At 39.8% G+C, this 12,178-nt stretch carries 13 protein-coding genes and 2 pseudogenes; 11 read left to right on the top strand and 4 right to left on the bottom strand.

Features of this window, described 5'->3' with window-relative positions:
* Positions 1 to 4: 4 nt before the first annotated feature.
* The 7 genes from CSV76_RS15955 (at position 5) to CSV76_RS15925 (ending at position 5,857) form a co-directional block, all read left to right on the top strand.
* Positions 5 to 1,051, top strand: a complete 1,047-nt coding sequence (locus tag CSV76_RS15955; RefSeq protein ID WP_099626201.1) for a DUF58 domain-containing protein — start codon at positions 5 to 7, stop codon at positions 1,049 to 1,051.
* Positions 1,048 to 3,267, top strand: coding sequence for a transglutaminase-like domain-containing protein (locus CSV76_RS15950; RefSeq protein ID WP_099626200.1), 2,220 nt, complete (start codon positions 1,048 to 1,050; stop codon positions 3,265 to 3,267). Before CSV76_RS15955 ends, CSV76_RS15950 begins: the two co-directional genes overlap by 4 nt.
* Before the next feature lie 427 nt (positions 3,268 to 3,694).
* On the top strand, positions 3,695 to 3,880 hold the full coding sequence (locus tag CSV76_RS15940) for a hypothetical protein (RefSeq protein ID WP_085426320.1): 186 nt from the start codon (positions 3,695 to 3,697) through the stop codon (positions 3,878 to 3,880).
* A gap of 292 nt (positions 3,881 to 4,172) precedes the next feature.
* Entirely contained in the window at positions 4,173 to 4,433 is a 261-nt protein-coding gene (locus CSV76_RS15935; RefSeq protein WP_085426319.1) for a hypothetical protein, read from the top strand.
* A gap of 68 nt (positions 4,434 to 4,501) precedes the next feature.
* Complete coding sequence (locus CSV76_RS17625) at positions 4,502 to 4,678, top strand: hypothetical protein (protein ID WP_198166203.1); 177 nt, start codon at positions 4,502 to 4,504, stop codon at positions 4,676 to 4,678.
* Positions 4,679 to 4,759: 81 nt separating this feature from the next.
* The gene (locus CSV76_RS15930) at positions 4,760 to 5,155 is read left to right on the top strand and encodes a VOC family protein (RefSeq protein ID WP_085426318.1); all 396 of its coding nucleotides are present in this window, start codon (positions 4,760 to 4,762) and stop codon (positions 5,153 to 5,155) included.
* A gap of 399 nt (positions 5,156 to 5,554) precedes the next feature.
* On the top strand, positions 5,555 to 5,857 hold the full coding sequence (locus tag CSV76_RS15925) for a TIGR04104 family putative zinc finger protein (protein ID WP_099626199.1): 303 nt from the start codon (positions 5,555 to 5,557) through the stop codon (positions 5,855 to 5,857).
* A 128-nt stretch (positions 5,858 to 5,985) separates the two neighbouring features.
* Here CSV76_RS15925 and CSV76_RS15920 read toward each other — a convergent pair.
* Positions 5,986 to 6,956, bottom strand: a pseudogene (locus CSV76_RS15920) (siderophore ABC transporter substrate-binding protein).
* Between the two features lie 281 nt (positions 6,957 to 7,237).
* Between CSV76_RS15920 and CSV76_RS15915 the strand changes: the two are divergent.
* The 4 genes from CSV76_RS15915 to CSV76_RS15900 all read left to right on the top strand — a co-directional run bounded on the left by CSV76_RS15915 (position 7,238) and on the right by CSV76_RS15900 (position 9,740).
* Complete coding sequence (locus CSV76_RS15915) at positions 7,238 to 7,489, top strand: hypothetical protein (protein WP_099626198.1); 252 nt, start codon at positions 7,238 to 7,240, stop codon at positions 7,487 to 7,489.
* 499 nt (positions 7,490 to 7,988) lie between these two features.
* Complete coding sequence (locus CSV76_RS15910) at positions 7,989 to 8,306, top strand: hypothetical protein (RefSeq protein WP_099626197.1); 318 nt, start codon at positions 7,989 to 7,991, stop codon at positions 8,304 to 8,306.
* A gap of 77 nt (positions 8,307 to 8,383) precedes the next feature.
* Positions 8,384 to 8,992 (top strand): CPBP family intramembrane glutamic endopeptidase, encoded by a 609-nt coding sequence (locus CSV76_RS15905; protein WP_099626196.1) that lies wholly within the window; start codon positions 8,384 to 8,386, stop codon positions 8,990 to 8,992.
* 118 nt (positions 8,993 to 9,110) lie between these two features.
* Positions 9,111 to 9,740 carry an endonuclease V gene (locus tag CSV76_RS15900; protein ID WP_143560388.1) on the top strand — a complete coding sequence of 210 codons (630 nt, stop codon included), beginning with the start codon at positions 9,111 to 9,113 and terminating at the stop codon, positions 9,738 to 9,740.
* 64 nt (positions 9,741 to 9,804) lie between these two features.
* On the opposite strand, the pseudogene tnpC reads toward CSV76_RS15900, so the two are convergent.
* From tnpC to tnpA, 3 genes and pseudogenes are all read right to left on the bottom strand, one after another.
* Positions 9,805 to 11,391, bottom strand: a pseudogene (tnpC, locus tag CSV76_RS15895) (IS66 family transposase).
* A gap of 39 nt (positions 11,392 to 11,430) precedes the next feature.
* A complete protein-coding gene (gene tnpB, locus CSV76_RS15890) occupies positions 11,431 to 11,787 on the bottom strand; it encodes an IS66 family insertion sequence element accessory protein TnpB (protein WP_085426923.1) in 357 nt (118 codons plus the stop codon).
* On the bottom strand, positions 11,784 to 12,089 hold the full coding sequence (gene tnpA, locus CSV76_RS15885) for an IS66 family insertion sequence element accessory protein TnpA (RefSeq protein ID WP_085426922.1): 306 nt from the start codon (positions 12,087 to 12,089) through the stop codon (positions 11,784 to 11,786). The genes tnpB and tnpA overlap by 4 nt, the downstream gene beginning before the upstream one ends.
* Between the last annotated feature and the right edge of the window lie 89 nt (positions 12,090 to 12,178).

The raw sequence follows: 12,178 nt of genomic DNA, 5'->3' as shown, positions 1-12,178 counted from the left end.
TCGTATGCTGTTTACATTACTGATCAGCGTCGTCTGGCTGCTGTTCACGCTCGCATTTTTCATCTTTACGACGACGCATTTCGCGCTACTGTTCGCAGTCGGATCATTCATTGTTTGGCTGTGGCTCGTGTTAAGTGTTTACCTCGTAAAAGGAAAATTACATTGCGAGATCATAGCAACGAATGAACTATATAAGAATGATCAGATGGGCTATCAACTACGCGTAGAAAACACGAGTCGATTACCCGTCACACAACTACATATCCAACTCGTCATCGAGCACGTATTCACAGGCAGGCAAGAAATTCACGAGCACATCTTATCCATCCCCGCGAAGAGTGCCGAAGAATTTGCATTCATTCTGCCGCAGAAATATATGGGACAAGTGACGATAAGAATGAAACAGATGACCATCAAAGACAGTTTCGCATTCTTCCGTTCGGTGCAGAAGATCGATACGCAGTCCACGATGTTGATCATGCCGAATCCGTATTTCTTGAAACTTCAACGCATCGAGCAGAATCAGCATGTGCTGCAAACGCCAGGTGCGATTCCGATGAAGAAAATCGATGGCGAAGAGCTTGCGGAAGTATCGGTGTATAAACCAGGCGACTCGGTCAAACAAATTCACTGGAAGTTATCGAGTAAAGTCGACGAGCTATTCGTCAAACAGCATGAAACGCTCATAGGGGATGCGGTAATGATGACAGTTGATTTCACATCGTTTACAAATCGCGTCGCACTCTATGATGAATTCATCGAAACGTTTTCTGCGTTGTTGTATTCCTATGTCGCAGGCCATCATGAAGTCCAGCTTCTAGTAGATCACACAACAAGTGAGCAGTTAACGATTAAAAATGAACGCGAAGCCGCACTGGCGTTAAAAGAAGTACTAACAAAAAGTGCATCCGCGTTATCGATGTCGGATGAACAATGGAAAACGTTGAGAAGAACGTATCCAAACTGTATCGTGTTGACAACAAATAATGCGCGCAGCACGGAATATCAAACGATCGTGATCTCGGAGAATAAGGAGGGATCCGCTGTATGAAATGGCTCAATGGAGTAGTAGCGTATAGTGTGCTAGTGGCGGCTTTCCTTGTGATCCGTGCGATGTTGTTTCCAGAAATTCATATCGGACCTGCGCTGGTGCTCGTGTTGCTGTGGATGGCCGCGCGCATTCAGTGGAAACAACGTGGTGGCGACGTCGTATTAATCGCAAGTGTCGTCTTCAGTTTAATCTTCCTATCGAAGTACGTGGATGACGTGAAGCGGACGATCAACGCGTTGTTCGTTACACTTGCAGAATACAATCATATTTATATGGATGTATTGTCTGTAAATGAAACAGACTCCTGGCTGAACGGTATGATCCTCGGTCAAATCGCTTTATTAGTCGGTAGTGCTATCTATTACGCGATTGCCAATCAAAAACGTTGGATCGTCGTGACGCTAGCACTTGTGATTTGGTCGATTCAAGTACTTCTAGGTACGTCTCCATCATTGATCCTGGACATTTTGTTTTTCGCAGTGTTGATTTTGACACTGTTGTATATGAATCAACTTTCATTGCGTTGGTGGAAACGGATGGCGATCTTACCTATTTCATTGGTCGTGCTGATGTTTGCTTATACGGCAATCAATCAGAATGGGAATGGAGAATTTACGAGCAGTTCAAAATGGGAAGACACTGTACGTTACCAAGGTGAGAAGTTCCGCTATTTTAAAGGTGGAGCACCCGTGTTAACAGGCGGAAACTTCCGTCGGCTTTCTACGTTTACACCGGACGATCATACTGCGTTAAAAGTCGCGATGGAAAATCCGAGTCCATTGTTTTTGAAAGGATTCGTCGGTTCGACTTATACACCAGTCGGCTGGAAGGAAATCGAGGGTGACGCATATAGGAAAGAGAAGTCGTTGCTTGAAGCGCTAGAGAAAGAAGATTTCACCGGAGCGAAACAGCTGAGCTTGGCTGCGAAAAGCAGTTTGCCAGAGGCGTACGAAGAGGCAAAACTCGTCATTCAAAATGTCGGTGCATCAAGTCGATATATTTATGCGCCGTATGAATTGGCTGGGATCGATACAAACCTGATCCGTACGAAACAAGCAGACGCGCTGCATGCGACAGGCATATTCGGCAGACGCACAGTAGAAATGAACTATATGTTAACGCCCTACACCGATTATCCACAAATCGCGAATGCGGTGTATGCAACAAAAGACACTGACTATTTACGTCGTGAAAGTCATTACAATCAATATGTCTACAATGAATATCTTACTGTGCCGCAAGATAGCTTGAATGTGTTGCGTAACCATTTAGACGAGAACGTACTCGATTTAGAAAGACGTTTACCATATGAACAAACGATTCAAGAAGTGGAACGTTTCTTAGCACAGTCGATGAGTTATAGCGAACATGCCGAACCGATACAAGATCAGGATTTTGTGACGGGCATATTGGAAGAGTCAAAAGAAGGCTACTCCGTTCACTATGCGACGGTCGCGACATTGGCATTCAGAATGCTCGGCACACCTGCGCGTTATGCGGAAGGCTATATCGTCGGGCTGGATGACGTGAAAGGTCTTCAGTCATTCAGTGAAATCAACATCAGCGAGAAAAACGCTCATGCGTGGACAGAAATCTACGTCGATATGGTCGGCTGGGTCCCAATTGAAGTGACACCGGGGTATGCTGAGAAAATGCCAGAAATCAATAAAAAAGACTATCCAGCTTCGGGCGCTGATTCACCGGATGTCACTGGCGGAGGTGCAGCTGAACCTGAACCGAATGATACGACGGAAGTGCAGCAAGATCAGGACAAACCAGAAGATGCAAAGCAAGTGAATCCAAACACGGTGTTGTGGTTCTGGTTGAATATGATCATCGTTGTGATTCTCTTCATCCTGTTTGTATGGTACGTCTTAAGAAAGAGAAAACGTCAGCACAAACTTCAAGTGAAAGATCATCGAGTAGCTGTTGTGAACCATGTCCAGCTCATGGTGCAAATGTTAGAAAAAGAACAAGTTGTTGCGAAACTACCTTCATTTAAAACAATACCTGACGCAGTTGGGGGAATTGATCCGCAACTAAGACAAGACACAGAAGAAAGTTTGAAAATTTATCAAAAAGCCAAATATAGTCCGCATAGTGTGACCAATGAAGAACGCGCAAAGGTAGAGAAGTTATTTGCGCAAGTTTATGTGGCGGTGAAGAGATCGAAAAAAGGGTTGAAGAAATTACGATTTATTTTGCGTCATTTATAAGTAGGAAAGCATCGCATATTGCGGTGTTTTCTTTTTTAAATAGATAGAGCAGTAACAATAGGAAGAAGGCCGGGACATAGTTCTATGAATTCGAAACCGTCAAAAAAGTGAAACCCACTCTACTATATAAACGTAAGAATACTAGAGTGGTCCATGTTCTTACTGGAAGTTAGTTTTTCATTAAGAACATGGGTGTTGGTTAAAGAAGGATAGGAGGGGATCGTCATGCCACGTTGCACTAACTGTAACAACAAGTGGAATGTATTAGACATAATCGCACTTGGATTTTTAAAGAAGGGAAAAGACTGCCCCAATTGTGGTGACAGACAATACATCTCAGCTGAATCGCAGAAATTATTAACTTTGGGATGGTTAAGTCTACTATTTGTTCCGTTTTTAATTTCGAAAATCAAATTAAGTGGAAAAGATGAACCACTTTGGTAGTTCCATAAATAAAGGCGTCAACTGGGCGAACATTGCCAAGCAAACAGATCCGATGATCGAGGATTTGTACAAAGGAAAAATAAATCGGTGGTTAATATTACTAATAAATACTTTAGCTACAGCGATGTTGATTTTAGGGCTAGTAGAGTTTAAGAAAGCTATTAAATGACGGTTTGTTATTCAAGTAATGGATATAATTACGTCTCTGTCGCAAACAGTGAAGAGACCTTTATTGGGATTAGAGTGTCAGCTATGCAAAACTTTGTTCTCATAACAATTTTCATATATCTAGTTTCTAGACGAAATGCATAAATGGAATAAAACAGTTTTTTCTTCGATCGGGGCAAATCTCGATCAAAGACTTACACCTGTTAAGCAATCGGACCATTTAGTTTAACAACGATTAGTTTTTAGACTTGAGAATAAGTAAATATAGATATGTACAACTGGGAGGAGAAAAATTGGAGGAAAACGATAGGGGCACTTTATATTTTAATATGTCCATTGGTACACTAGGACTTCTCATCATTGTAGTAGGATTAATCAAATATGTTGAAGCCGTTGGTGGGGATTCTTCATTTGCATTGTTAGGTTTTCCTTTAACAATGATTTACTTAAATTATCTTGAAGGGAAAGCTGGTATAGGTAAAAAAATATTATGGATTAAATCTATCATAGCGATTTCTTTGCTATTTATAATTTACATTTACTTATTACGCTAAAGGGCGCAATTCTTGTATTAGAGATCTGCACCTATTTCAGGAATAGACCATTTTGTGGGGGTGTGAAAATGAAAGAAATAATGGGATTATACGTTATTTTAATTGCCATATATTTTGTGAACCTAACAAATATCACATTGTTTAATGCCGAATGGAACGGTATAGCGATGTGGCTTAGTACAGGGTTATTTATAGCTGGCACTGCTTATTATTTAATGAGCCGAGAGTCCATTAAGAAAAAATAGCGATTACTACAATCGGGGCGATAACAGAACAAGAACTGTGCCTAAATGGGACCAATTGAATAAATAAAGGGGCGTTATTTATTGTCGAAAGGATTACTTCATCACGTTGAGATATATGTTTCGGATTTGAAAAGAACAATCAATTTTTGGGGTTGGTTTCTTGAGGAATTAGGATACAGCTCCTTTCAAGAGTGGAAAAGCGGACAAAGTTGGAAATTAGATGATACTTATCTAGTTTTTGTTCAAACAGAAGAACGTTTCCTTGACGTCCCCTATCATAGATCTAGAGTGGGATTAAATCATTTAGCATTTCACGCTGCTTCACGTCAACACGTCGATGACATAACAGAGAAATTGAAAAGTAAGGGGATTTCTATACTTTATACAAAGAAGCATCCATTCGCTGGTGGAAAGGACTATTATGCTGTTTATTTTGAAGACCCAGACAGAATAAAAGTGGAGCTTGTAGCCCCTTAATAGTTCAAGAATAGGGGGCAATAACGAAACATGACATGTTGTGCTTTAAACGAGCTAGATTGTTGCAGATGCTCTAGGCTATTAACAAGTGAAAGGGTGAATGTTTTGCTAAATATTTTCGTGGGATTAATGATTTTCATATCACTTATTCTTCTTTTTCTCGGGCTAAAGAGAAAGTCCAGATTAACTATATTTTTTGGTACAATTACTTTTATTGCGCCCTTACTTTATATCAGCTTCAGAAATTGGATAATTTTGTTGCCATTAGTTCCCGTAATATCATTTGTAGTTTCGGATTTATTAATTAAAAAAAGGAATTCAGCACGGGGGTAGTGGGTATGGCTTTAGATATTCCATGCCGTTAAAAGGCCAGACAAAAGAGATATAGGAGTGATTTATATGCCAACATGCCAAATTTGTCATAATAAATGGAGTTGGATACAAACAATAAAAAAGACTTCCACATTGAACCCTGCCATGACTTGCCCTCACTGCGATAAAACACAGTATCAAACGCAAAAGTCTAAGGGGAAAATGGGTATATTAACTTTGATTGTTTTATTGCCATTAGTTATTCAATTGTTTTTTGACATTCGAGGGGCTATAATATTCAGCTTATTTCCTATTTTATTTATTTTGGCTCTGATTCTATATCCGTTTTTAGTGAAGTTAAGTAGTAAAGAGACGTACATAGGGGAGTAGTGAGATGAGTATAGCGCCGGGGTCAAGCGCTGTTCACTTGATTACACAGAAAAAAACCATCTAATGCAAAGAGACTCCAGCTTTAGATGGTTTTTCTTTAGTTTAAAAACACTGATATGTGAATCTTGTTAATTCCAATACGCATTTGTATCTTCAACCATCACTTTCGATGATTGCAATCCGCCGCCATAAAACCATGCTTCTGTGTCCAGATAAATAATATGGTCATTCTTGTACGCGTTTGTTCTTTTCACAAGCTCATTTTCAAATATTTCCTTCGTGCTATCATGCGCGGTATTTAGCACTGCACTACGGTCAACCACAAAGATAATGTCTGGATTTTTGTCCGTTATATATTCGAAGTTAATGGATTGACCAAATCTCGCTTTTTCAATGTTTTCATCTACCGCTTTATATCCAGCGACATCATGGATGAATCCACCGTAACGAGAACCCGGCCCGTAAGCACTTATTTTTCCTTCATTGACCATGACAATTAATGTTTTCGCATCTAGATCTTTCGTTTTCTCTTGAACAGCCTCGACTTTTTCATTTAATTCAGCTACTTCTTTGTCGATTTGTTCTTTTTCATTAAATATATTCGCAATCGTTTCCATATTGTCTGTAAATGAATCGATATAGTTCGTGAAGTCGACACTCATATAAACGGTTGGCGCAATACTCTTGAATTCGTCATACATTTCAGCTTGACGATCTCCAATTATAATAAGGTCTGGTTTCATTCCATCAATTGCTTCAAAATCCGGTTCCACTAAACTTCCGACATTCGTATACTCAGATCCAGCGTATTTTTTTAGATACTCAGGTACCGCATTTTGTGGAACACCTGCAACTTCAATGCCTAATGAATCTAAAGTATCTAAAACACCAAAATCCAATACTACAACTTTTCTGGAACTTTATTCAAAACTACTTCTTGATCATCAAGTTCATGCTTAATCTTGATTTCAGTCGATTCCGTGCCTTCTTGAGTAGTGCTAGACGATTTGTCTGTTTGTGTATCCGTTTCTTTCGATCCGCATGCGGAGATCACAAGCATACAGGCAAATATGAATACAAATAATGACCATTTTTTCACGATAATTAAACTCACTTTTGATGAATTTACGAATGACTCTACCTTACATGGAAATACGGATAGAAAACCATTTGCATGTTGCAAAGTATGTATATATGTTTTATTAACTCGTCCTTTCTTTGTATAATAAAGCTGATCCCTACAAGAAATCAAGTAGAGGAAGATTGTTTTTAGTATACAATAAACAAGTGATAATGACTATCATTTTCAAGTGGAAGGAAAAGGGATAGTAGCTTTTAAAAATTTCTAATGAATCGAACTCAATAATAGGAGGTTAAAAGATGACGGATAGGTGGAAAACTGAGGATATTATATTTGATAGCTTGTTCGAAGCGGATGTTTGGGCCGATTCAATAGCAAATGAAATGTATGCCAGATTGTATGATGGCTATGACACGTGTGATTATAAAATAGCGTATGCATTAGCTTTTAGGCTTGCTGCGATAGAAGAATTCCAGGTGATTACAGAAAACACACCAGAGGACCGATATAAAGTTTGGGTCATACCTTCTACGAACGGAAGAATATTTTAATAACGCTAGACAAGGTGAATGGGGAGTCAAGAATTTGAGAAAACGTCATACTAAATTTTTGAAATACTTTTTGATTCTTTTTGTTCTTTGTATACTAAGTAATATTATTTTTAAAGATAATCTCAACGTATTAACTGCTTTTTCAGTAGCGCTCGGCGTTAGTCTAGGAATCGCATACTTGAGTCCGTACTTTATTGAGGAGTGAAAAGTAGTAGCATCTGTACGTTCGAATGATCGTATGGTGGAAATCCTGGTTCTCGTAGATAGACAAGTAGACGTTGGTTTTTCCGTAAAGCTTCAACTTTAAAGGCATTTGTAAAGAAGAGGCGTTACACATTTTTAAGTTAATAAATAAAAGGCAAATAATAAAAATTTACGTGACGCTAATAGGGCCGCTCATTATCTTGGCAGTATTCTTGGAAACCTACATAAGTGATATAATATTACACTTCATTCAAAAGTAGTGCATGATCTTGTACGTTAATAGAGGAGGGTGAACGTGAACGATTATGTTTTAATTTCATTATTAGTACTACTAGTGATACGGAATTTCATAAAAGACAAAGAAACTTGGAGAGAGATTAAAAAGCTACATACAAACCAACGTATAGGTGTGTCCATTAATTTTGTCTTTACGGTACTAGCTATAACGACTCTGATTTATTACGGTGGAAATTGGATGGCGGGACAGTTTTCGAATATCTTCTTGCAATCTCTCGTTTTCCTCATTATTGTTTTCCTTGTTCTGATCAGCATTGGAACTTTGTCGGATAAAATGATGAATAAGATAACGAATGGAATGCTCCCTAGAAAATGAGGGGATTTTAGAAAGTTTAAGAATCACCAGATAGTATTTCAACTTGAACAACGTCATCGAGAGAGGAAGTCATTTAAATGGATCAAGTTCACAATGGGTTTGAAAAAAGAACACAAGAATCCAAAACTAAAGATATGATTATCGTATTTACTTCATTTACGTTTATTTGTATAGCTATTCTATTTGCCTTGTTAGTTTACGACATTCTCACCATACAAAATCTACTTTCATTTGATCAACCAATGGAATCTATCATGATTGTAGTTTTTTCATCCATTGCTTTAGTCATATACGGAGTCGTTCTGACTTTTACGATTCCATCTAATTTTATCGATGATAACAATAATTCCTATCAAGACGAATCACTGCCAAGGATTTTCCTGTTTATGTTCATTGCCGCAGTATTTGAAGAGACATTCTTTAGGGGCATCATTCAAAACGTACTTTTCCTTTATACATCCCACGAATGGGGTGCAATTTTATTAACGACTGGTTTGTTTTTGCTCATACATACCCAATACTTTAAAAAGCCCATCATGTTACTGAACATCTGTATCCCAAGCTTAGTTTTTGGTTGGATTTACTTTGAAACGAGCAATCTGCTAGTGCCTATTTTCGTTCATTTCATCATGAATATTGGGATGACTATATTATTCAAATATAAATTAATAAATTTCAAGAAATGATTTCACTAGTAGCGGGGAAGAGTATATATATCGTTCATACCGAACATATTATGGTTAAAAGTAGGTTAGCTGATTTCTCGATAGAAAGAAGTAATGCAGTCATCTAGGAGGAATGAAAATAGATATACAGGATGTTCATCCGTTTTCGAACGACCATAAGAAATGGAATGCCATTCAAAGCGGTTTAAACGAAAAGATACGTTTGGTAAACAGTACGACTGCTTCTGCTATTCATCTCATTGCAGGGGTGGACGTAGCTTACTGGGAAGATGATGGGATGGAATGGGGTGTTTGCAGCATCGTCGTCATTGACTATGCTACAAAGGCAGTTATTGAGGAAACAACGAGCAAAGGAATGATCACCGTTCCTTATATTCCCGGCTATTTGGCATTTCGGGAACTTCCTTTAGTTATTGAAGCGGCCAAAAAGCTTACGCACACGCCAGATCTATTTATGTTTGATGGCAATGGCTATTTACATCCGAGGCATATGGGAATCGCAACGCATGCTTCTTTCTTTCTGGATAAACCAACTATCGGCATTGCCAAAAGTTACTTGAAAATAGCGTATGCCGAATTTAAAATGCCTGAAAACGAGGCGGGTTCTTATGAAGATATACGTATACACAAAGAGATCTACGGCAGAGCTTTACGAACGCATCGAAATGTAAAACCGATATTTGTTTCATGTGGGAACTATATAGACTTACCGACCGCAACTTCTATTACTGTAAGCGTCAAAAAATGAACACGTTGTTTCATATAAAAGAAAATGCCCCAAAGAATCGATTAAAGATTCTTCGGGGCATTTTCTATTTCTTTGACTGGATATAACAATTCTTTGGTAAGGTCTTCGACCAAGGCATCAAGTCTTCAAACTCCTCGATTTTTTCAAGATTACGTTGAGGAAGTTCTTCGAAAAGGAACTGCAGGTAGAAGAAGGGGTTTATGCCATTCTCTTTTGCGGTCTCTACGAGACTATAGGCGATTGCACTTGAAGTAGCACCTCTTGTGGAAACTGCAAAAAGCCAGTTTTTTCTACCGATTACGAAAGGTTTTATTGATCGCTCTGCTCGATTATTGTCGATCTCGATACGACCATCTTTCATAAATGTTATCAGTTTAGGCCATTGTTTAAGCGTATAGGAGATGGCAGTCCCAGTTGCAGTCTTCGGAGCGACAATTTCTTTTTGTTCTTTTAGCCATACCAAAAAATCATCCAGCACAGGCTGACTGTCGTTTTTCCTTATTTCAAGTCGTTCTTCAGGCATTTTATCTTTCGTCTTGCGTTCAATTGCGAACAATCGGTTGCAGAAATCGAGTCCCTTTTTAGCGACCGTCGTTCGACCTGCACCAGCTGGCGCACCTTTTAATGCCTTGAGTGCCTCATCGAATTTACGGCGAGCATGGGCCCAGCAGCCAGCGAGCTCCACATTTTGAATAGACTCGTAGGCTGCATAGCCATCCACATGGAGATAACCCTGGTAGCCTTTTAAAAACTTTTGCGGATTCTCTTTGGCACGACTTGCTTGATAATCAAAGAGTACGATCGGTGTCTTAGAGTCTCTACCTGTCCGATAAAGCCACATATAGGATTTTGATTCCGCCCTTTTCCCTGGTTCGTCGAGAACTTGCAGGACAGTTTCGTCCGCATGGAGAACCTTTTCCTCACGAAGACGACGATAGAGTTCATCATAGAACGGCTTGAGCCATCGCGTCGTACTCGAAAGCATCCAGTTCGATAACGTCTGTCGATTCAATGGAATGCCCATCCGTTCGAGTTGTTTCTCTTGTCGATAAAGAGGAAGCCCATCAGCAAACTTCTGCGTCATCACGTATGCAATGGCAGATGGAGACGCTAATCCCTTCGGGATCACCGGGTTCGGCATCTCAGCTTTCTTAATAGGTGTTTTGATCGCATGTTCTTCACAATGACGGCAACTGTAGATATGCTGTACATGTTCGACAACTGTTACTTGCGCCGGGATGATCTTCAGTTCTTTGCGTATCTGTGTGCTCATCTCGTGCATGGAATGATCGCATTCTAAACAGACCTTCTCCGAATCAGAGAGGTCATAGTGAATCGTCTCGACCGGCAGGTCTTTCAACTTATCTGCACGTCCGATTCTCTTCTTGCGTGTATAGTTTATCGTCTCAAGCGTAGGCTCTACAAGAAGGATCGCTGAAGAAACTTCTGCCTCATTGAACAACGGTAATTCAAACTGGTCCTTGTTCGTCTTCTCACTAGAAGTTCCGAAGCGTTTCTGTTGGAGTAGAGTGAACTGTTGCTTGTACCATTCCATCTGAGCCTCAAGCTTTTTCTTCTCTTACTCGAGTTGTTCGTTCTTCTTCTCGAGCTCTTCAATTGTAAGTTGGGTTTTCTTGTCTGGTTTTCTCATAGGAACAATAATAGCATAAAATTATTCCAAGGAGTAGACTCAAATTACTTTTTTCGCCGAGACTGAAGGGTGTGCGTCACGTTGGTTCAACGGTAACCCATCCAGGAGCCAGTTCAACTGTCGGCTCGAAATGGAAAGTGGTTGAACAGACTCAAGATCCGGCCAATCGAACAGCCCTTTCTCGAGTCTTCGGTAATAGAGCCAGAATCCATTGTGATCCCAGAATAGAATCTTGAGTTTATCTCTCTTCCGATTACAGAAGACAAAAAGTGCTTTGGAGAAAGGATCAAGTTGGAACAGCTCTTGGACAATGACAGCTAGTCCGTCAATCGACTTCCGAAGATCTGTCGGACCAGCAGCCAGATAGACGCGCCCAACGGCGCGATCATTCATCATATCTGACGTAGCGTCCGGATCACTTGAAGTAACAGAGTTTCATCATAGCCACTTGTCACCTCGATATCCACATGATTTACTTTCAAGGAAATCGAGTTCTCTATCGATTCTTCCACTACACAGGAGACCCAACTGGTCTCCTGACGTGCGGTATGATTAACTGGTGACTGCTTCCTTAGCCAATACTTCATATTGTGCACGGCAACCTCTGCAGTTTCACACCATTCAGAAAGCGCTAGTCCACTGTTTTGATATTCATCGATCTTCGCAGACCAGTATGCTTCTTTCTCTTTTCTTTTCAAATAAATACCTCCCAAAATGTGTTCTATGGGAGGAGTATCTCACGAATCTTCTTCTATTAATATGTGTTCACTATTTGACGCTTACCTTT

The organism is Sporosarcina sp. P17b (assembly GCF_002743115.1).
Classification (GTDB): Bacteria; Bacillota; Bacilli; order Bacillales_A; family Planococcaceae; genus Sporosarcina; species Sporosarcina ureae_C.
Note: the sequence above shows the minus strand (reverse complement) of the source record. Positions and strands in the feature narration are given on the sequence as shown.

What these genes read in the sequence shown, in the direction of transcription:
- CSV76_RS15915 (WP_099626198.1), top strand. Translation starts at nt 7,238, where the DNA reads ATGACGGATAGGTGGAAAACTGAGGATATTATATTTGATAGCTTGTTC.
- tnpB (WP_085426923.1), bottom strand. Translation starts at nt 11,787, where the DNA reads ATGATGAATGATCGCGCCGTTGGGCGCGTCTATCTGGCTGCTGGTCCG.
- CSV76_RS15940 (WP_085426320.1), top strand. Translation starts at nt 3,695, where the DNA reads ATGAACCACTTTGGTAGTTCCATAAATAAAGGCGTCAACTGGGCGAAC.
- CSV76_RS17625 (WP_198166203.1), top strand. Translation starts at nt 4,502, where the DNA reads ATGAAAGAAATAATGGGATTATACGTTATTTTAATTGCCATATATTTT.
- CSV76_RS15955 (WP_099626201.1), top strand. Translation starts at nt 5, where the DNA reads ATGCTGTTTACATTACTGATCAGCGTCGTCTGGCTGCTGTTCACGCTC.
- CSV76_RS15905 (WP_099626196.1), top strand. Translation starts at nt 8,384, where the DNA reads ATGGATCAAGTTCACAATGGGTTTGAAAAAAGAACACAAGAATCCAAA.
- CSV76_RS15925 (WP_099626199.1), top strand. Translation starts at nt 5,555, where the DNA reads ATGCCAACATGCCAAATTTGTCATAATAAATGGAGTTGGATACAAACA.
- CSV76_RS15950 (WP_099626200.1), top strand. Translation starts at nt 1,048, where the DNA reads ATGAAATGGCTCAATGGAGTAGTAGCGTATAGTGTGCTAGTGGCGGCT.